This window comes from Sphingobium quisquiliarum P25, assembly GCF_000445065.1.
Lineage (GTDB): Bacteria > Pseudomonadota > Alphaproteobacteria > Sphingomonadales > Sphingomonadaceae > Sphingobium > Sphingobium quisquiliarum.
The window spans coordinates 1-20,159 of the sequence record NZ_ATHO01000043.1 but is presented as its reverse complement, the minus strand read 5'-3'; the positions used below and the strand labels follow the sequence as shown (position 1 = coordinate 20,159).

19 protein-coding genes are annotated in these 20,159 nt (G+C 66.1%); 7 read left to right on the top strand and 12 right to left on the bottom strand.

All coding sequences use genetic code 11. From position 1 onward, the window contains the following. Window positions 1-33 precede the first annotated feature (33 nt). Entirely contained in the window at window positions 34-1,020 is a 987-nt protein-coding gene (locus tag L288_RS27100; protein WP_031304023.1) for an acyltransferase family protein, read from the bottom strand. Between the two features lie 68 nt (window positions 1,021-1,088). Between L288_RS27100 and L288_RS27095 the strand changes: the two genes are divergently transcribed. From L288_RS27095 to L288_RS27075, 5 genes are all read left to right on the top strand, one after another. Further along, on the top strand, window positions 1,089-1,766 hold the full coding sequence (locus tag L288_RS27095; RefSeq protein ID WP_021237295.1) for an RluA family pseudouridine synthase: 678 nt from the start codon (window positions 1,089-1,091) through the stop codon (window positions 1,764-1,766). Between the two features lie 6 nt (window positions 1,767-1,772). Continuing rightward, a complete protein-coding gene (gene arfB, locus L288_RS27090) occupies window positions 1,773-2,198 on the top strand; it encodes an alternative ribosome rescue aminoacyl-tRNA hydrolase ArfB (RefSeq protein WP_021237294.1) in 426 nt (141 codons plus the stop codon). A 127-nt stretch (window positions 2,199-2,325) separates the two neighbouring features. Next, window positions 2,326-2,811: a GAF domain-containing protein gene (locus tag L288_RS27085; RefSeq protein ID WP_021237293.1), complete on the top strand. Its 486-nt coding sequence runs from the start codon at window positions 2,326-2,328 to the stop codon at window positions 2,809-2,811. 126 nt (window positions 2,812-2,937) lie between these two features. Next, window positions 2,938-3,762, top strand: coding sequence for an RcnB family protein (locus L288_RS27080; RefSeq protein WP_021237292.1), 825 nt, complete (start codon window positions 2,938-2,940; stop codon window positions 3,760-3,762). 73 nt (window positions 3,763-3,835) lie between these two features. Then, window positions 3,836-4,213: a VOC family protein gene (locus L288_RS27075; protein ID WP_021237291.1), complete on the top strand. Its 378-nt coding sequence runs from the start codon at window positions 3,836-3,838 to the stop codon at window positions 4,211-4,213. A gap of 262 nt (window positions 4,214-4,475) precedes the next feature. On the opposite strand, the gene L288_RS27070 is transcribed toward L288_RS27075, so the two are convergent. Both L288_RS27070 and L288_RS27065 read right to left on the bottom strand, forming a co-directional pair. Beyond that, window positions 4,476-5,294 carry an arginyltransferase gene (locus L288_RS27070; RefSeq protein ID WP_030541753.1) on the bottom strand — a complete coding sequence of 273 codons (819 nt, stop codon included), beginning with the start codon at window positions 5,292-5,294 and terminating at the stop codon, window positions 4,476-4,478. A gap of 118 nt (window positions 5,295-5,412) precedes the next feature. Further along, window positions 5,413-6,660 (bottom strand): threonine ammonia-lyase, encoded by a 1,248-nt coding sequence (locus L288_RS27065; RefSeq protein ID WP_030541752.1) that lies wholly within the window; start codon window positions 6,658-6,660, stop codon window positions 5,413-5,415. A 98-nt stretch (window positions 6,661-6,758) separates the two neighbouring features. Here L288_RS27065 and L288_RS27060 point away from each other — a divergent pair, with 98 nt between their 5' ends. Beyond that, entirely contained in the window at window positions 6,759-7,628 is an 870-nt protein-coding gene (locus L288_RS27060) for an NAD(P)-dependent oxidoreductase (protein ID WP_021237288.1), read from the top strand. Beyond that, entirely contained in the window at window positions 7,625-9,319 is a 1,695-nt protein-coding gene (locus L288_RS27055) for an amidohydrolase (RefSeq protein ID WP_021237287.1), read from the top strand. The genes L288_RS27060 and L288_RS27055 overlap by 4 nt, the downstream gene beginning before the upstream one ends. Before the next feature lie 70 nt (window positions 9,320-9,389). Here L288_RS27055 and L288_RS27050 read toward each other — a convergent pair whose 3' ends face one another. The 9 genes from L288_RS27050 to L288_RS27010 all read right to left on the bottom strand — a co-directional run. Continuing rightward, complete coding sequence (locus tag L288_RS27050; protein ID WP_021237286.1) at window positions 9,390-11,129, bottom strand: hypothetical protein; 1,740 nt, start codon at window positions 11,127-11,129, stop codon at window positions 9,390-9,392. Further along, window positions 11,129-11,881: an FkbM family methyltransferase gene (locus tag L288_RS27045; protein WP_021237285.1), complete on the bottom strand. Its 753-nt coding sequence runs from the start codon at window positions 11,879-11,881 to the stop codon at window positions 11,129-11,131. Before L288_RS27045 ends, L288_RS27050 begins: the two co-directional genes overlap by 1 nt. After that, on the bottom strand, window positions 11,878-13,023 hold the full coding sequence (locus L288_RS27040; RefSeq protein ID WP_021237284.1) for a glycosyltransferase family 4 protein: 1,146 nt from the start codon (window positions 13,021-13,023) through the stop codon (window positions 11,878-11,880). The genes L288_RS27045 and L288_RS27040 overlap by 4 nt, the downstream gene beginning before the upstream one ends. Beyond that, complete coding sequence (locus tag L288_RS27035) at window positions 13,023-14,285, bottom strand: hypothetical protein (RefSeq protein WP_021237283.1); 1,263 nt, start codon at window positions 14,283-14,285, stop codon at window positions 13,023-13,025. The genes L288_RS27040 and L288_RS27035 overlap by 1 nt, the downstream gene beginning before the upstream one ends. Before the next feature lie 53 nt (window positions 14,286-14,338). After that, window positions 14,339-15,085: a class I SAM-dependent methyltransferase gene (locus L288_RS27030; RefSeq protein WP_030541746.1), complete on the bottom strand. Its 747-nt coding sequence runs from the start codon at window positions 15,083-15,085 to the stop codon at window positions 14,339-14,341. Window positions 15,086-15,150: 65 nt separating this feature from the next. Continuing rightward, a complete protein-coding gene (locus tag L288_RS27025; RefSeq protein ID WP_021237281.1) occupies window positions 15,151-16,284 on the bottom strand; it encodes a glycosyltransferase in 1,134 nt (377 codons plus the stop codon). After that, the gene (locus L288_RS27020) at window positions 16,284-17,633 is read right to left on the bottom strand and encodes an exopolysaccharide biosynthesis polyprenyl glycosylphosphotransferase (protein WP_021237280.1); all 1,350 of its coding nucleotides are present in this window, start codon (window positions 17,631-17,633) and stop codon (window positions 16,284-16,286) included. The genes L288_RS27025 and L288_RS27020 overlap by 1 nt, the downstream gene beginning before the upstream one ends. A gap of 70 nt (window positions 17,634-17,703) precedes the next feature. Next, complete coding sequence (locus L288_RS27015) at window positions 17,704-19,599, bottom strand: XrtA/PEP-CTERM system amidotransferase (protein ID WP_021237279.1); 1,896 nt, start codon at window positions 19,597-19,599, stop codon at window positions 17,704-17,706. 11 nt (window positions 19,600-19,610) lie between these two features. Further along, window positions 19,611-20,159, bottom strand: a 549-nt coding sequence (locus L288_RS27010; RefSeq protein WP_021237278.1) for an exosortase C-terminal domain/associated protein EpsI, incomplete at its 5' end; no start/stop codon positions are given.

The window sequence follows — 20,159 nt, the reverse complement described above, 5'->3', positions numbered from 1 at the left end:
TCGCAAGGATGGCCGGCCCCTTTCCCGTTGTGACTAAAGGAAGATCCGGCGCGCGCCGGGAATGCGCAGCAAAAGCTGATAGACGGCGATGGGCAGCAGCAGCGCAAGCACCAGCACGCCCGGCTTTCCCAGCAGCGGCGCAAGATAATGGATCACCGCCACATGCAGATACATGATGACGAGTGATGCGCGCCCGACCGCCGCCAACCATCCGGCAACCGGCGCAACCCTGACCGAGAAACGGAAAAGCAGCAGCGACGTCGCCACTGCCGACGCGATCGACAGCAACGGCGCGCCATAATCCCCCGCCTTCAGGTTCAGCGTCGGCAGCAGCCCCGACAGCCCGCCCAGCGACAGCGCGGCGAACGGCCACCACATCCATGGCCGCCAGGCCACTTTCTGCCAGGCCGCGCCGATCCACAGCAGGATCAACGCCATCGGCACGCTCAGCATCCCCAGGACGGAAGCATCCATCCACCAGCCAATCGCATAAGCCGCTGGCAACAGGACAAGCATCATCAAGGCCCAGCGCCGGTCCAGCGGATCGGGCCAGCGCGCCAGCAGCATGTTGAACAGGATGCGCCCGGCCATCAGGCAGGGCACGAACCAGAATATGGTATAAGGCCCGCGCAGCCATGACCCGCCCAGCAGCACCGGCAGCATATCTTGCGGCCAGTCGTCGAAGATCGGGCGATGGCCCTTCAACGGCTCGATGATCTGGTCGACGGCGATCAGCAGCAGCAGAAAGGCGGCATAGGGCCGCATCTGCGATTTGAGCTGGCGAAGCGCGAATGTGGCGGGCGGCTGCACGCGGGAAAGCAGGCCCGACAAGAGGAAGAACAGCGGCATGTGAAAGCTGTAGACCGCGTCCCGCACCGGCCCGCGCGTCCACACATGGCCGATGACGACGGCGATGATACCGGCGCCGCGCGCGACATCGATCCATTCCAGACGCCCGCCGCCCAGCGCCCGCTCCGGCGGCGCTGCGCTGGCGTCAGCCATGTGCCCCCTATTGTCCATGGGTGTGACGCCCTATAGGAAGCCGCTGGCGCGTCAATCACCCTTGCCTTGCGATCGGACCATCTTCCTTGACCCTGCTCCACGACCGAGTGCTGTTTATCGATGGCGAGGCCATCATTCTGGACAAGCCAGCAGGCCTGCCGGTCGATGCGCCGCGGGACGGGTCGCTGAGCCTGGAAAATCACCTTTCCTCCCTCACTTTCGGGTTCCAGCGCTGGCCCCTGCCCGTCCACCGGCTGGACCGGGACACCAGCGGCTGCCTCGCCCTCGCCCGCAATCCGAAGGCGCACAAGCGCTACGCGGCCGCGTTCGAGGCTGGCACGGTCGTCAAGCGCTATGTCGCGGTGGTGGAGGGTGTACCCGATCAGACCAGCGGCACGATCGACCTGCCGCTGAAAAAAGTCAGCAGCGCCGCGCAAGGCTGGCGCATGATCGCGGCGAAGGACGGCAAGGCGGCGCTGACCCAATGGCGCAAGCTGGCGGAAAAGGATGGACGCGCGCTCATCCTGTTCACGCCGCAGACCGGGCGCACCCATCAGATCCGCGCCCACGCCCTGCACGGGCTGGGCTTCGGCATAGCGGGCGATCCCGTCTATGGCAGCGGCACAGGCCCGATGCTGCTCCACAGCCGTTTCCTGAGCATTCCGCGCGGCGCGAAACCTCCGGCCGAGGCTACGGCTCCCCTGCCGCCCAGCTTCGCCGCTGCCGGATTTGGCCCGGAATATCTGGAAGAAGCGGAGCTTTAACGCCCCTTGCCGCTCATCCCCGTCACCCGCACGATCTCCATCGACACGGACGAACTGTCCGAAAGCTTCGTCCGCTCCACCGGCGCGGGCGGCCAGCATGTGAACACGACCGACAGCGCGGTGCAGTTGCGCTTCGACGTCGCCAACAGCCCTTCGCTGCCCGAAGTGGTGAAGCACCGGCTGGCGCGCATCGCTGGCCGCCGCATGACCGCGGACGGCGTGCTGATCCTGCGGTCGGAAGGGTCCCGCTCGCAACTGATGAACCGGCAGGAGGTGCTGGCGCGCCTCATTGACCTCATTCGCGAAGCGACGATCGTGCCAAAGGCGCGCAAGGCGACCAAGCCCGGCAAGGCGGCAAAGGCCCGCCGGGTCGATGCCAAGAAAGCGCGCAGTTCCGTCAAACAAGGCCGGGGCAAGGTGAAATTCGATTAGGGCGATCATGCCTTAATCAGGCTCACCCAATCCGTTCGGGCTGGGCCTGTCGAACCCTCCCTTCTTCCGGGAAGCTTCTTCCTTCTCCACGCTGGCCGCCACCCCGCTCCATCCCTATATCCGCCGCATGTTCGATTTCGCTCCCCCGCAACATGCCGATAAGGCAGCCACATATGCCGACCTGCTCTCGGCCGCCGAAGCCATCACCCGCGGCGAGCCGGACCCGGTCGCCAACATGGCCAATGTGGCCGCGCTGATCTGGCAATTTCTGCCTGATCTCAACTGGGCGGGCTTCTACCGCATGGTTGAAGGAGGGCTGGTCCTCGGCCCCTTTCAGGGCAAGCCAGCCTGCATCCGCATCCCCTTGGGCCGGGGCGTCTGCGGCACGGCGGCGGCATCGGGCCAGACCCAACTGGTGGAGGATGTCCATGCCTTCCCCGGCCATATCGCCTGCGACGCCGCCAGCGCTTCGGAAATCGTCGTGCCGGTGATGCGCGATGGCGTAGTTCTGGCCGTCCTCGACCTTGACAGCCCCCGCCCCGCCCGCTTCGACGCCGCCGATCAGGCCGGGCTGGAAGCGCTGGTTGCCAGCATCGCCGCTCGCCTCGCCTGAACAGCGCTGACCCGTTTCGGGACAGGGTAGCCGCCACGGCCGCGTGGATCACAGCGGATCACCATGCTAAACAATCTCTTAACTGCGCGCGCTCCGACGCGCGTCCGATCGAACGGGGAGTTGAGCATGCGGAACTGGAGCATCTTGCTGGCGGGCGCGGCCATGACGCTGGGCCTTGGCGCTCCCGCGCTGGCGGGCAGCGGAGCTTCCACCGGCGCGTCGCGGCCGGTGATGGGCAAAGGTTTTTCGGGCAGGAGCTTCCATCATTGGGGGCCGCGCGTTCAGGGCCGCTGGCATGCCGGATGGCGCGCGCCGGGCGGCTGGGCGGGCTATCGCCGCCCGGTCATCGGCTATGTCCTGCCCTCCTACTGGATCAGCCCGTCCTATCGCGTCGGCAATTATGCCGCCTATGGATTGCCAGCGCCGGTGGCGGGCTATGGCTGGTCACGCTATTATGACGATGCAGTGATGATCGACCGGGACGGCCGCGTCAGGGATCATCGCAACGGCGTCGCGTGGGACAGGGATGACCGGCGCGCCCCCTCCTACGGCACGGACTATGATGACGATGTCACCATGCCGGACGCGCCGCCTCCCCATGAATATGAAGGGCGGTGGACCGGCACCTGGCGCGATGAAAAGGGCCGCACCTACAGCGGCGAATATGAAGGCCGGTTCGAAGGAGAAGCGCGCAGCAACTATGGCGTCGATTATGACGCGCCGCCCTACGCCTATGCGCCGCCGGTGACGCATCATGGCGGGCCGGGCGAACCATCGGTCACGACCACCCACGCGCCGGGCTATTATGCCAACGGCTATTATTATCCGGGCGCGACCACCACGACCATCGTCGTTCAGCCTGCGATGACGACCACCCGCACTTATGTGACGACCTCCGCGCCGCGCGCCAAAGCGCCCCGGAAGATCCGCCGGACGTGCAACTGCAAATAGGCGCATCGGTTTAGCCTGTCGCAGGCGGAACGCTCCCGCGGCTTCCGTCCTGCCATCAGGCAGGAGAAACCGCATGATCCATCATGTTTCGGTCGGAACCAACGATGTGGAGCGGGCGCGCGCCTTCTATGACCCGCTGATGGCGCTGCTCGGCTATCGCAGCCTGCGCGATCATCCCCATTCACTGGACTATGGCGTCACCGAAGTCATGTTCAGCGTCGAAACCCCGGTCGACGGACAGCGCGCCACGGCAGGCAACGGCACCCACGTCTGTTTCGAGGCGGCGGACCGCAACGCCGTGCAGGAATTCCATCGCCTTGCACTGGAACTCGGCGGCACCGACGAAGGCGCGCCCGGCGTCCGGCCGAATTACGACGCGCATTATTACGGCGCCTTCGTTCGCGATCCTGACGGCAACAAGATCGAGGCGGTGACCTTCGCGGCCAAATAGGGCGGGGATTTTGATAGCGTGCCTAAAGGCGGAAATGCCGCCGGTCGCCTGACGGGATCAGACCGAAGACCGGCGCCACACGAGCGCAGTTCCTTTCAGGGGAGCGAGGCGGCTTCCACATTCACACAGGGCGAGAGGGTCGAGCGCGGCGGCATGACCCTTCAAGCACCCGACACAGGCCTGAACCGCGCCCTCGCGAGCAACTCGTCCCGTTCAAATGCCTGCGCAGGAGCACATGGTCCCGCGATCTGCCGAAGCAGTTCTACTTCCTGAAAATGCCCGCCAGTTCGATCGGCAGCGGCGGTTCGTCGCGCGACACGACGCCGCGGATCGCCTGCGCCTGCTCCTGCGGATCGAAGCGCACCCATCCGCTGCGGCTCAGCTTTTCGAGCGGATGATAGCGGACCTTATATTGCATCCGCTGCGATCCTTCGACCCAATAGCCGAGATAGACGTAAGGCAGCCCCGCCTTCGCCGACCGCAATATATGGTCCATGATGATGTAATTGCCCAAACCCTTGCGATGCTCCAGCTCCGTATCGAAGAAGCTGTAGATCATCGACAGGCCGTCGCCCTGCCGGTCGGTCAGGCAAGCGCCGACCAGCTTTCCGGGGCGGCCATTCTCGCCCGGTTCGCGATATTCCACGACATGGCTTTCGACCGGGGTCTGCTCGACCATGTCGGCAAAGTCCATCTCGTCCATCTCGGTCATGCCCCCGCCCGGATGGCGCGCGCGCAGGTAGCGCTGGAGCAGTTCGAACTGCTCCTCGGTCGACCATGGCTTGCAAGCGGTGACGATCAGGTCGCTGTTCCGCCGGATGAGCTTGCGCTGGGTTGCGTTAGGCTGAAACTCGTTAGCCACCACGCGCACCGAAACGCAGGCGGAACAATCCGCGCAGCTTGGGCGGTAGGCGACATTCTGGCTGCGGCGAAAGCCGATGCGGCCCAGCGCGTCGTTCAGTTCCGGCGCATTGTCGCCGCTCAGTTCGGTAAAGACCTTCCGCTCGCTGCGCCCCGGCAGATAAGGGCACGGGCTGGGATTCGTCACGAAGAAGCGCGGAAAGCGAAATGGAGCGGTCACGCCACTGTCTCCGTCCCAACGCTGCGTGAAGCCTGATTCATAAGGCAACTATGCCGCCCGCCGCCGTCCGTGAAAAGATCATTTACCACGAAAAAGGATAGTGCCCGCTCTCACGCCGTCATGCCACCTCGATCGGCGCCACTTCATACCCCGCCTCGCGCAGCGCCGCGAGCAGCCGGTCCAGATGCGCGCCGTCCCGCGTCTCGCACTCGACGTCCAGGCTCAGCCCCTTCGCCGGAAGGTTGGTGAAGATGCGCTGGTGCGACAATTCCAGGATGTTGACCGCTTCCTGATCGAAGATGCGCGCGACATGGAACAGCGCGCCCGGCCGGTCTTGCAGGATGATGCGCAGCCGCGCCAGCCGCCCGGACCGGGCAAGGTCGCGCAGCAGCACATTGGCAAGCAGCCGCGTATCGATATTCCCTCCCGTCAGCACCAGCCCGACATTGCGCCCCGCGAATAGTTCCCTGTGGGTCAGCAGCGCGGCAAGGCCCGCCGCCCCCGCGCCTTCCACCACCGTCTTTTCGATTTGCAGCAGCAGGCTGACCGCTTCTTCCAGACGGCGTTCATTGACCAGCAGCACGTCATCGGCAAAGCGTTCGACGATCCGCCGCGTAAGCTCGCCCGGCTGCTTGACCGCGATGCCTTCGGCCAGCGTGTCGCCGTCGCACGCCATGTCCTCGCCCTTGATGTGGCTATACATGGACGGATAGAGATCCGCCTGCACCCCATAGACGCGGATGTCGGGCTTCATCGCCTTCGCCGCCGTCGCCATGCCGGAAAACAGGCCGCCTCCGCCGATCGGGATGACCAGCGTGTCGATTTCCGGTGCATCCTCCAGCATTTCCAGCGCGACGGTGCCCTGACCGGCGATGATGTCGGGCTCGTCAAAGGGATGGACGAAGGTCAGGCCCTGCTCCTTCGCCAGTTGACGCGCATAGGCGCTGGCGTCGTCGAACTTCTCGCCATGCAGTACGACCGTCGCGCCATGCCCCTGGGTCTGCGTGACCTTCACCGTCGGCGTGGTCGTGGGCATGACGATGGTGACCGGCACGCCCAGGCGGCGGCCGTGATAGGCAAGGCCCTGCGCATGATTGCCCGCCGACGCCGCGATCACGCCCGTCCGTTTCGCATCCTCGCCTAGCTGGAGCAGCCGGTTGAGCGCGCCGCGTTCCTTGTAAGCCGCGGTGAACTGAAGATTTTCGAACTTCAGATACACCTTGCAGCCCAGCATGTCCGAAAGCGTCTGGCTGATGAGCGTGGGCGTGTGCACGATCGCGCCCGAAATCCGCACGCGCGCCGCCAATATGTCATCCACGCTGACGGGCAGCGGCAATGCGCCTTCGATCTTGCTCAAGGTATTCATGCGTCGCCCCCTAGCGGAAATTTACGGCGGAAGGAACTGGCACTCGCGGAAAACTGGCCCTATGGCGGCAAGGGCACGCGCTTAACTGTACGAGGCATATGGCTAACATCGCGTTTATAGGCCTGGGCGTCATGGGCGGCCCGATCGCCGGGCACCTGGCGCAGGCGGGACACAGCCTGACCGTCTACAACCGCTCCATCGGCAAGGCGAAGCGTTGGGCCGAAATCTATGGCGGTCAGGTCGCAGTCAGCCCGGCCAAGGCCGCCGAGGACGCCGAAATCGTCGTCAGCTGCGTCGGCAACGACGATGACCTGTCGCAAGTGACCATGGGCCGCGAGGGCGCATTCCGCACCATGAAGCCCGGCGGCCTGTTCATCGATCACACCACGGTATCGGCGCGGATCGCGCGGCAGTTGTTCGTGGAAGGGGAAAGCCTTGGCCTCCACTGCGTCGACGCTCCCGTTTCGGGCGGACAGGCGGGCGCTGAAAATGGCAAGCTCTCCATCATGTGCGGCGGAACGGAACCCGCCGTGGAAGCGGCGAAGATCGTGATGCAGGCCTATGCCGCCCGCATCGTCCATGTCGGCGCGGCAGGGGCTGGCCAAACCACCAAGATGGTGAACCAGATCTGCATCGCGGGCGTTGTGCAGGGTCTGTCGGAGGCGCTGCGTTTCGCCCAGGCCGCGGAACTCGACCTCGACAAGGTGTTCGACGCCATATCCGGCGGCGCGGCGCAAAGCTGGCAAATGGACAACCGCTGGAAGACGATGGCACAGGACAGTTTCGATTTCGGCTTCGCCATCGACTGGATGAGGAAGGATCTGGGCCTCGCGCTGGAGGAAGCGCGCGCCAACGGATCGACCCTGCCCGTCACCGCGCTGGTCGACCAATTCTACGCCGATGTGCAGGCCATGGGCGGCAACCGCCAGGATACGAGCGCTCTGGTCCGGCGGATCACCCGCGCATGAGGGCAAGGCTGCTGGCGGCGATCGCCGCGTTCGTCCTGCCCGCGCCCGTTCTGGCGTCCGGCGTCATCGACAATGTGAACGGCATCGCTCTCGACGCGACGGGCAAGGCCGTGCGCTTCGGCGCGATGCTGATCGATGATGAGGGCAAGGTCGAAAAGCTGCTGCCCGGCCGCTATCAGGAACCGCCGCGCAAGAAGAAGCTGAAAAAGGGCGAAACCTGGCCCAAGGGCCCTGACTTCAAGCTGGATGGCGGCGGCAGGACTCTGATCCCCGGCCTGATCGACGCCCATGGCCACGTCATGGGCCTTGGCCTCTCGTTCATCACGCTCGACCTGTCCGGCACGCGCTCGCTGTCGGAGGCGCAGGCGAAGATCCGCGCCTATGCGGCCGCCAACCCCGCGCGCAAATGGATCATCGGCACCGGCTGGAACCAGGAAGCCTGGGGCCTTGGCCGCTTCCCGACAGCGGCGGAACTGGACGCAGCGGTCAGTGACGTGCCGGTCTGGCTTGAACGGGTCGACGGTCATGCGGGCTGGGCGAACAGCCTCGCCATGCGCGCCGCCAATGTCACCGCCGCGACCAAGTCGCCTGCGGGCGGACGCATGGAGATGGCGGGCGGCAAGCCATCGGGCATATTCATCGACAAGGCGATGGACCTGATCCAGAAAGCCGCCCCGCCGCCCGCGCCCAAGGACCGCGACATCGCGCTGGAAAAGGCGCAGCAGGCGCTACTCGCGAACGGCGTCACCGGCATCGCCGACATGGGCACCAGCATCGAGGATTGGCAGGCCTTCCGCCGGGCGGCTGACCGTGGCGCGCTGCGCGTGCGTATCATCTCCTACGCGCTCGGCCTCGACAATATGGTGATGATCGCCGGGCCGGAACCGACGCCATGGCTCTATGACGATCATCTGCGCATGGGCGGCCTCAAGCTGGTGCTGGACGGCGCACTGGGATCGCGCGGCGCATGGCTGAAGGCGGACTATGCCGATGCGCCGGGCCAGCGCGGCCTTGAACTCATTCCCTCCACCCAGATGCGCAACATGATGAGCCGCGCGGCGATGGACAATTTCCAGATCGCCCTTCACGCCATCGGCGACGCTGCGAACAGCGAAGCGCTCGATGCGATCACCGAACTCGTCCAGACCTATAAGGGCGACCGGCGCTGGCGCATCGAACATGCGCAGATCGTCGATCCCGCCGACCTGCCGCGCTTCGGGCAAAATGGCATTGTCGCATCGATGCAGCCCGCCCATGAAGCGTCCGACTGGCGCATGGCCGCCGCGCGGCTTGGCGAAGCCCGGCTGAAAGGCGCCTATGCCTGGAAGGCGATGCTCGACAATCGCGTGCCGCTCGCCTTCGGGTCGGACGTGCCGGTGGAAACGCCCAATCCCTTCATCGGCATGGCGACAGCGATGAGCCGCGAGGATGGCGAGGGTCAGCCCGCAGGCGGCTGGATGCCGCAACAGCGCATCAGCTTCGAAGCGGCGCTCGACGGCTACACCCGGCAGGCGGCCTATGCCGGTTTTGCGGAAAAGAAATTCGGCAGCCTGATACCGGGCCAGCGCGCCGACTTCGTCATCATCGACCGCGACATCTCGGTCGCGCGCCCGTCCGACATCCGCTCCACGCAGGTTCTGGAAACATGGATCGGCGGCAAACGCGTCTATATGAAGGGCGTGAAACCATAGAAGCCTTCCGGTCTAGGCCCACCCATGCTCCTGCGCGGGCGGGAATCCGGTTCCGCCGCCCGCCGGCCGCTTACAACACATCGCCCGAGGCGTTGAACGCATCCTCGATCGTCTCCGGCAGCGGCGGCAGCACCGGCTTGTCGCAGCCTTCCTCCTTCATATGCGCCCGCAGCGCATCCATCCGGCTGAGGTTCCAGCGCGCCAGCGGTATGCCCAGCGGCCGGAACTCGGCGCGGTCGAACAGCTCCACCACATATTTTTCGCAAAGCTGGTCCACCTGTTCCAGCGACAGCATGGCAAGGTTCATGACCATGGGCCGCCCCGGCACGCCGTCCCTGCCACGCACCAGATCGGTCACGTACAGGCCGCCGCGCGGGTCCACCAGCACCACATCGGCCTGCGACGCATCGATCATCCGGTGGCTCGCGGCATAGGGCGCGACGAAAAGGTGGGTGCGCCACACCAGGAAAGCGCTGCTGATCAGGGTGATCGCCACCCCCAGGAACACGGGCCGCATCGCCGCCGGGCGGAAACGCGCCCATCCCAGCCCCGCCAGCAGGCAGAAGGGACCGATGAACCCATGGGCATAGCGAAAGCCCCAGCCATAGCCCTGCGCCAGCGCCAGCGCGCATCCGGCAAAGCAGCCCAGCGCCAGCGGCAGCGCGATCTCCTGCCCCCTGACCGCGCGCCGCCACTGCATCGCGAACACGCCCAGCGTGGCGAGCGGCACCATCAATATATTGTTCCAGGCCGCGAACCGGCTGAGATTGACCAGCGGCTGCCAGCGGTCGCCCAGCCGTTCGAACAGGCTCCCCACCTTGTCCGCCACCCCCGCCGACGGGCGGACATCGGACGGCGGCCCCAGCACCTGCACCAGAAATCCCGGCCACAGCTTGGCCCACACGATGACGATCGCCACCAGCACGACGATGTGGAACGCCGCCGCCGTCCACCGCCGCGCCAGCAGCATCCACAGGATGAAGGGGGCGATGAAGATCGGCGGAAAATGCCATTGATGCAGCCCCGCCGCCACCAGCGCCACGGCCCCCGCGCCCGCATGCCCCAGCACGCCGCCGCGCAGGACCAGCGCCAGCCAGACCATGTTCAGCGCGAAATGACCCGTCATGGCATAGGGGGTCATGGCCGTGACCCACAACTGCGCGGAAGACAGGCCAAGCAGCATCGTCACCCACACCGCGTCCGGCCGGTCCGGGAACAGGTGCAGCGCCACCCTCCACAAGGCGAACAGGCCAGCGATCAACAGCGCCGGACCGGCCAGGTTCGGGTCGCCCAACTGCCAGAACAGCGCCTGGATCGCGCTGTTCACCGGCAGATAGGCCGCCGTCCAATAATCCGCAGCGCCGAAGGGAGAGAAGAATTCCGGCATGATCGCCCGGCGATAGGGCTCCCACTCCGCCGGAATGGGCCGCGCGAACAGCCCTTCGCGCATATAGGCGGCGGCAAAGCGAGCGACCTCCTCATCGCGTGAAATCGCGTAATTCTGAAACAGCCAATAATGCCCCGCCCACGCGACGAGGCCGAACAGGACGATCAGCGGCACGATGATCCGCGCGCGCGGCGCTGGCAGGCGCCAGCCCATCCCTTCGGCGAAGGGCGCGGCCAGCGTCAGCAGCAGCAGGCCGCCCAGCAAGGCCGGAAAATCCTGATCCAGAAACAGGACCACCGCCAGGCTGATCCCCTGCCGGTAGGTGACATGCCACAGGAATGTCGCGCCCAGCCACAGCGTCAGTCCGATCGCGCCTGCCAGCAACAGGCGCCGCGCATCGACGAAGCGGGCCACCGTCCCCATCAGGCGCCCTGCGGCAGCAGCGCCTGATTGACGAAGATGCCGTCCATCTCGACCAGCAGCGGGAAATGCCCCTTGTTGTTGGCGAAGAAAGCCGAAGGCAGGAACGACCGCTCCGCCAGCCAGTCGATCATCGCGCGGTAATTCGTGCCGCCTTCATAGATCGGCCGCACGCCAAGCTCCGTCTGCACCCCTGCCATCCGCGCCAGCAGATCGCCCGCGCCGCCGCAGACGGACAGGTCATGCCCCTGCGTATCCATCTTGAGGAACGGCCGGTCAAAGCCATGCGCCGCCTGAAGTTCGGGCAGCAGGCTGTCGATCCGGCGGCACTGCATCTCCACCGTCCGGCTCACGCGATTGCGATCGGCGAAGATAGAGTCCTGCCCTTGGGATGGCTTTTCCAGCGAGCTGAACTGGTCGGCCGCCATGATGTTGAAGCTCGCCGCCCCATCAAAATCCGACAGCGCCATGTTGAAGACATGCCACTTCGCATCCCCCGACGCGCGGCGGGACAATATGGCGAAGATGTCGGGATTGGGTTCAAAGGACAGGATCGTGCCCCTAAACCCGGCATCCTTGCGCAGCATCGCCGCATATTGGCCGCGATTGGCGCCCACATCGATCACGCAATCGACCGCGAAGGCTGACAGGAACCGGCGCAGCGCCTGAATTTCGGGATATTGGTGAATGCGCCCCGCAACGGCGAGACGCAGCGCCAGCACACGGTCGGTCAGTTCGCGACGGTAACGGCTCATGCCTTCGACGCCGCCACGGAGCGGTAGATGCCGATCGTCGTCAAGGCCATGTCCTTCCAGCTGCCCATCGTCTCGCCATAGGCGCGCGCGCGCGCGCCCGCCGCCTGCCTGATGGCGGGGCTTTCGATGAGCCGCAAGAGGGCTTGCGCAAGGGCAGGCGCATTTCCCGCAGGCGCGCGCACCGCCGCGCTCGCAGGCAGCGCCGCGAACATGCCCGCATCGGACGTGACCATCGCCTTGCCATGATGCAGCGCCGACAGGAAAGCGCCGCTGGAATCAATGTGGCGGTAGGGAAAGACGATCATGTCCGCCTTCGCCATATGCGCGTCCAGCCGCGCTTCGGTCAGGAAGCCGAAATCCGTCACCAGCCGATCGCCGAACCCGGCCTCCCGCACGGCATCGGCCAGCGGCGCAACATCCATGAACGGCTTGCCCGCCAGCACCAGTTCGAAACCCACGCCCGACCGCCACAGCGACAGGCACGCCTCGATCAGCACGTCGACGCCCTTGTAAGGCCGGATCGTCCCGAAAAACAGGAGACGCGGCACGGAGGGATCACTGATGGCGGCCAACTCCTCCGTCCCCGCCCTGGCAAGGCGCATGGGCGGATGCGGCGTCACATGGATGCGCTCGCGCCGCACCCCCTGCGCCTCCAGCGCTTGCCGGGTCGTGTCCCCATGCACGACCAGCGCATCGAACAGGTCGAGCAACCCGCGATAGCCCCGCCCCTGCACCCCCGCATCGCTATGATAGGCCTGCGCATTATGCACCGTATGGACAAGCGCCGTCCGCCCCTTCAACCGGCGCAGCAATATCCGGTCGGCAGGGGCAAGCGGCAGCCACTGGAAATGCACCACATCCGCCCGCCCCAGCGCGCCCACAGCCCCAAATGCAGCCACCCCCGCATATTCCGCCGCCTTGACCAGCCGGAACACCCGCCCCTCGCCAATCCTCCCGCGCAACGCCTCGCTATGCCGGAAAAATCGAGGGGCATAGGCATAACCCTCCGGCACGATCGCGTCGGTTGCCCGCATCGGTCGGGCGAACAGCGTCACCTCCTGCCCCGCCGCCGCCAGTTCCGCGCACAGGCTGTCGTCATAGCGCCCGGTAAACAGCGAGGGATCGACCATCGCGACCTTCATCACCGGCCCTTCATCAAGCGCCGCAGCGACAGGCCATGCAGCATCGCCGCCAGCAGCAGCGTCGCCGTATAGAAGCACAGGAAAGCGATATCGAACCGGTCCCGCAGCAACAGCGCGAGCGGCACGCTGAGGAGCGATCCCGCGAGGAAAGGCAGCGACCGCCCAAGCAGATGACCGAACCGGCCCAACGCCGCCTGAACATAGACAGACACGCAAATGACCGTCAGCGCGATCAGCGCCACATCGACCAGCAGCAACTCGACGGCGGAGATGGCCGCCCGTCCGTCGAACAGCTTCGCGAAAATCCATTGCCCCGCCACCACCAGCGCCGCCGACGCGCCCAGCGCAAACACGAACCCCGCGCCCAGCGCCCGCGTTAAAAGCTGCCTCAGCCGCGCACGGTCATCCGCATGAAAAGCGCGCGTGATGCGCGGCAGCGCCGCTTCGACCGCCGCCCGGACGAACATCGACAGCGCCCGCGACATCTTGAAGAAAAAATCGAACAGCAGCATCGGCCGCGCGTCCTGCGTCGCCGCCGCGATCGTGAAATAGGGCGCGTTATAGGCCACTATTTCCGAAATGGTGAACATCGCCGACGCGCCGATATCGCGCAGATAATGGGCGCGCACATGCCCGCCGCCGACGCGAAACGCCATCCAGTGGCGCAGCGTCATGCCCAGCCGCGCATGCACCAGCATGATCGCCCATCCGATCACGCACAGGCTGACCCCCAGTTGCAGCGCCACCGACACGCGGGGGTCAAGGCCTTGCAGGATGAACAGCAGCAGCGTGATCGTCACCACCCGCCGCATGCAATCGAGCGCTTCCCACAGGAAATTTCCGTCCACCGCCGCCAGCGCCCGCTTCGCCAGCAGCGCCGGCAGGTTGAGGCAGGCGGACAGGAAGAAAAGGATGAACAGCATCGGCATCGCCGTGCCGATCCCGCCCGAAACCAGCGCGATGATCAATATGGCGAGCCCGCCCGCGATCAGCAGGCCCAGGAACAGGAACAGGACACCCATTTCCTCCAGCCGGAACTGCCCTGACCCGTCATCCTGAACGCCCAGCCAGTGCCGCCGCAGCCGGGCGTAGATGATGCTGGTCAGGCCGAACTCCGCCGAAATGGTGAAGTTGCCGAACGCGACCAGCAGCAGGAACGCCTGAAACTCCCGCAGCGGCAAAGCGCGCACGAACACATAGGTAACGGCAAAGCCCCAGATCAGCGTCAAGCCGACATTGACCAGCTTGATAAGGGCAAGCATCCGGGCCGACCCTTCCCACCGGGCCGCCGCCGTGCCGGAAGGCTGGTTCACGGCTATGCGGTTCCGCCCGGCTTGCGGGCGCGAAACAGCCGGTCGTCCAGCGCGAAGAGGTGCCGCACATCCGCGTCAATGCCGCTGGCGTCAATCTCCTCCAGATCAAATCCGGCCGCGCGGATGCGGTCCGCGAAGTCGGGGCCATATTGGCGCACATGGTCCCACTGGCCGAACCGCCGCTCCCGCTCGCGCGGGGGGATGTCGAAGCTGCCATCCTCGGTCGGCTTGTCCCACAGGGGCACGATCAGCCAGGCTTCCCCACCCGGCTTCAACGCCCGCCAGATATTGCGCAGCACATGATGATCGTCCGGCACATGCTCCATCACATGGCTGGCGTAGAACAGGTCGTAGCGATCCGCCTCCGCCAGCGCCATCAGGTCCACCTGCCGCATCCCCGGAACGCTGTAGCGGCCGGGGTCCAGATCGGCGGGCACATAGTCGGACGCGGCGGAAAAGCGGCGCACTAGGCTTCCCTCGTTCGGCGCCATGTGCAGGATCGCGCCCTCCACCGGCACCCGCAGCACATTGGTTGCAATCAGATGGTTCATCAGCCGTTCGCGCGGCGACGCGCCGCAATCGGGGCAGCCCCATTCGGCATTGCCGCCATAGCGGAAGAAGCCCACCACGGCCTTCCCGCACGCCGGGCAGGCGCGATTGGCGCGCGCACCCATGGCCTTGCGGGCCGCCAGCATGGCGCGGGTCAGATGCTTGCCGGCGGCCTTCGCCACCCGCTGAAAAGTAATCACGCCTCGGCTCCGATGCACAAACAGGGACGGCCTATACAATATGCCGCCGCTTTGGCGAGGGGGGATCAGCGCGACTTGGCCGGATTCCAGACGGTGACCGTCCGCCCGCTCATGGCTTTGACCACGCCCTGTAATGTCGCCGCATAGGCGATCAATATATCCACGATCGCCGCTAGAGGACCGCCCTTCGCCCGCCAGCCCAGGATCAGCAAAACCACCGCCAGCAACACGCCCCCCAATGCCAGCCAGGGCGATATACGCATGGCGAGCAGCAGCGCCGCGACAGCCCCGGCCATAAGGAACAGCCCGCCAAACCAGCGGACGATCTTGCGGGAAGCATATTTGAACCGGTCGATCGCCGCCATCCGTCTCAACTGCGGCCGCAGATAGGCATGGGTATGCCATGCGCGCGCGGCGATCCGCACCTTGCGCCGATATTCGTCGCCCCGGCCCGTCACCAGCCGCTCGCGCGCGATCACGTCCCTCGCCTTCACCAGACGCTTGCCCGCAAAGACCACCGCCATCGACACGGTAAGGTCATCCAGCACGCTGTCGGGAAATTGCGGATAAAGCGCCCGCCGGATGGAAAAGATCGACCCATCCGCCCCTAGCACATTGCCGGTGCGCGACTCCTCGTCCTTCAACCGCTCCTCGATCCGCCAGTAGAGCGAGCCCACTGACGCCGTCGCGCTTTCCCCCTCGCCCACATAATGGAGCGATCCCAGCACCCCGCCCACATCCGGGTCCCCATAGCGCGCCAGCAGGTTGCCGACAGCCTCCGGGTCCAGCATCACATTGGCGTCGGTGAAGATCAGCACGTCTCCACGCGCAATGGCCGCAAGCCGCTTCATCCCACGCGCCTTGCCGCTGCGCCCCGGCCCGCGCACCAGCGTCACCAGATCGCCCCGCGCCTCGATCAGCGCGGCGGTGTCATCCGACGATCCATCGTCAAAGGCCAATATCTCCAGTTCCGGGTGGCGCTCTTTCAGCATCGCCAGATTGGCCAGTTTCTCCGGCATCGCCGCCGCCTCATTATAGGCGCAGAACAGCAGCGAAGCCGATGGAGGCGCACCCCCTCCCGGCGCTTCGGGACGGCTGGGCAACAGGCGCAGGATCAGCGGATAGATAAGGAACGGCCACAACAGGCCCGCCACGCACAACAGCAGGATCGCGCCAAGCAAAAGGTCCGGCGCTTCCATCAATAGGCCTTGTGATGGACCAGCACGCCGATGGTCGCGACGATGATGCGCAGATCGCGCCAGATCGACCATTGCGTCACATATTCAAGGTCGGATTGCAGCCGGTCGATCAGGTCCTGATGATGGTCCGTCGATCCGCGATGCCCGCGCACCTGCGCCAGCCCGGTCATGCCGGGCTTGATGCAATGGCGCTCCCAATAGCGCTGGTCGACTTCCCAATAGAGGCTGTCGCCCGCCTTGGCCGCCGCCGCATGGGGGCGCGGCCCGACAATGCTCATGTCGCCCCGCAACACATTGAAAAGCTGCGGCAGTTCATCGATGCTGGTCCGCCGCAGGAAGCGCCCGACAGGAGTCACCCGGTCATCGTCGCGCGCCGTCAGCCGGTCGGCCGTGCGGTCGCTCGCTTCGGTCCGCATCGACCGGAATTTGTAGATGTTGAACGGCCGGGCATCACGCCCGATGCGTGGCTGGCGGAACAATATGGGGCCAGGGCTGGTCAGCTTCACCGCGAGAGCGGCAAGGATCAGCACCGGCGACAGGGCGATGGTCGCCGCGGTCGCCAGCACGATGTCGAAGATGCGCTTGATGATGCGGTCGCGGAACTGGAACGGCCCGCCCGCGACGATGATGGTCGGCTGTCCGTCAAACTCGTCCACCCGCGCCGGGGCGAAGCGCAGCAGTTCGGGCACCACGATCTCGCCTCGCGCCGACAGCGACTTGAGCGCCACCGACCATTCGCCCATTCGCTCCATGGGGCAGGCGACGATCACCCGCTCCGCCATGCCGACGGCAGCGGCCAGACGCGCGGCCATGGCGGCGTCATGCCGTTCAGGGTGCAGATTGGCGGCATCCGCGTCGATCACCTCCATATGCGGGCGCGTCTCGATCTCCACCCCATCCATGATGACGGCGGTCAGATGCGGCACTTCACCCAGCAACCGCGCGCCCAGACGGCTGATCGCGATCCGCACCAGCGCCACGCTGACCGCCGACAGCGCCAGTCCCGCAATGAAGGTAAGGCGCGACAACTGCTCGGCGATCTTGCCCAGATAGACGATCAGCAGCATCAGCAGCGCCGCCTGCGCCAGCGCCAGCAGCCCCCGGAAAATGCCGCGCCTGATATTGGCCAGCATGTGGATGCCATAGGCCCCGCCCTGCACCGCCAGCAGGATGTAAAGCGGCGCGACCATGGCGAACATGACCAGCCCATGCGGCTTTCCCGGCTCGCCCATGAACGCGCCCAGCACCAGCCTGTTGGCAAGCAGGAAGGACAGGAACAGCCCCGCCAGATCCCCAAGGAGACACAGCAGGTAAAGGCGCGCCCGCACGATTTCCTTGGAAACTGTCACCTGCGTCCCTGAAAGCCCATTGCCGAACGCTCCGTGGCACCGGGGCGCGCGGCTTGCAAGTGCCGGGTGGCTATATCCCGAACAGCCGCCCCAGCGCCTTGTCCAGCATCAGCAACTGCCACAGCAGCCGCCCATGGTCGGAAACGCCCGACTTGTGATCCGCCGCTACCTTCGCCAGCATCTTCGTGTCGAACCAGCCGGTCTTCGCCAGCGCCGACCCGCCCGCGATCGCGCTCGCTTCGCCTGCCAGCCCGCCCCGGAACCAGCTGCTGATCGGCGTCACGAACCCCATTTTCGGGCGGTATAATATGTCCTGCGGCAGATAGGGTTCCATCGCCTTCTTCATGATATATTTGCCGCTATTCCCCCGGATGCGCTGGGCGACCGGCAACCGCGCGGCAAATTCCACCAGCCTGTGGTCGAGCAGAGGCTCGCGCGCCTCCAGGCTGACGGCCATGCTCATCCGGTCCGTCTTGGTCAGAATGTCGCCGGGCAGCCATATGCGGATATCGGCATATTGGGCGCGGTCCAGCGCGTCGCGCGCGGGCGCTTCCGCCATGGCGCGGACATAGCGGTCCTCCGCCCGGTGGCCGCCCAGCCGCGACCGCATCTCCTGGCTGAACAGCCGCTGACGCAGCGCATGAGGCGTGATTCCGACCGAAGCGGCATAGGCTTCCCCGCCCTCTCCCGCCAGTTCCAGAAAGGTCGACTTGGCCCGCAAGGCGCGCGGCGCCCAGTCCGCCTTGGGATACCAGCGCCCCAGCGCCCCGAACAAAGGCTGGCGCACCGATGGCGGAATCAGCGCCCTCACCCGCTCCCCCTGCATCTGAAAGCGGTGGCGGCGGTATCCGGCAAAGGCTTCGTCCGCGCCATCGCCCGACAGGGCGACCGTCACCTTCTCCCGCGCAAGCTCGCACACCCGGAATGTCGGCAGCGCGGACGCGTCGGCAAAAGGCTCGTCGAAATGAAAGGCCAGCCTGTCGATCAGCCCATAATCGTCCGGCGACACGATGCGCACGCTATGATCGGTGGCAAAGCGCCGCGCGATCCGGTCGGCATAGGCGGTCTCGTCCAGCGACGCGACATCGAAGCCGATGGTGCAGGTCTTCACCGCCTGCGCCGACGCCTCCGCCATCAGGGCGACGACGCTGCTGCTGTCGACTCCGCCCGACAGGAAAGCGCCCAGCGGCACGTCCGCCACCATGCGCGATCGCACCGCCTGCCGCATCAGCGCGACAAGCTCCTCCTCCAGCGCTTCGGGCTTCGCCCTGCTCCGCTCGGCAAAGCTGACGTCCCAATAACGGTGCGGCGGCGGCAAGGGGCGGCCGCGCACCAGCCGCAGCGTCTGCCCGGCCCCCAGCTTGCGCACCCCCGCGACCAGGCAGGCGTCGTCGGGCACATAGCCATAGGCCATATAGTCCTCGACCGCCGACAGGTCGGGCGACCGGCGCAGCAGCGGATGGGCGAGCAGGCTCTTGAGTTCCGATCCGAAGATCAGGCTGCCGTCCGACAGCAGCGCATAATGAAGCGGCTTCACCCCCAGCCGGTCGCGCACCAGCCACAGCGCCTGCGCCCGCGCGTCGAACAGGGCGAAGGCGAACATGCCGTTGAACCGCTCGACACAGGCCTCGCCCCATTGGCGATAGCCGTGCAATATGACTTCGGTATCGCTGCCCGTGCGGAAGACGTGCCCCTTCGCCTCCAGTTCGGCGCGGACTTCGGCGAAATTGTATATCTCGCCATTGAAGGTGACGGCCAGGCTCCCATCCTCCGTCAGCATCGGCTGCGCGCCGCCGCCAAGGTCGATGATGGACAGCCTGACATGCCCCAGCCCGACGCCGGGCGCTGTCCAGATGCCGCTGCCGTCCGGCCCGCGATGCGGCATCGCGTCCAGCATCGCGCGCACCCGCGCCGGATCGACCGGCTTGGCCGTTTCAAGGTGAAAGATGCCCGCTATCCCGCACATGCGAAACGGCTTTAGCGAATGCCAAGGCTGCGGTCAGCCAAATCCTTCACATCGCCCAGATCGGCGAGGAAAGCGGCGACGGCGGCATCGGCGGGCATGCCCTGCCGCTCCTCCGCCGACACCAGAATGGCCGCCGCCCGCTGGTCCTGCCCCAGCAGCCGCGCCTTCATCGTGGCGATCTTGACGCGCGGCGCGCTGCCGGTCAGCGGCCCCTGCCCCACCCGGTAGAAGCTCACCACATGCCGGACCACGGGACCGGGCGCAGTAATCTGCTCCCCCCGCGCGCTGCCCGGCGCCCTGGCGGGCGAGGACCAGGTCCAATGCTGCTCCGCATCGGCGGCGCCCTGCGCGAAGCCCACAAGCTCGCGCCCTTCCTCCTGCCGCGCGAAGCTGGCGATCGCGAGGTCGACGGCCTGCCCCTCACGGTTGCGATACCGCGCCGTCACCAGATGATCGGCTCCATCGAATCGCGGCCTCCACGGATAGCGCGGAGCTTCGCTCGTCAGCGTCCAGCCCTTCACCACCGGCACAGCGGGCGCGCCGGGCAGCGGCTCGCTGGC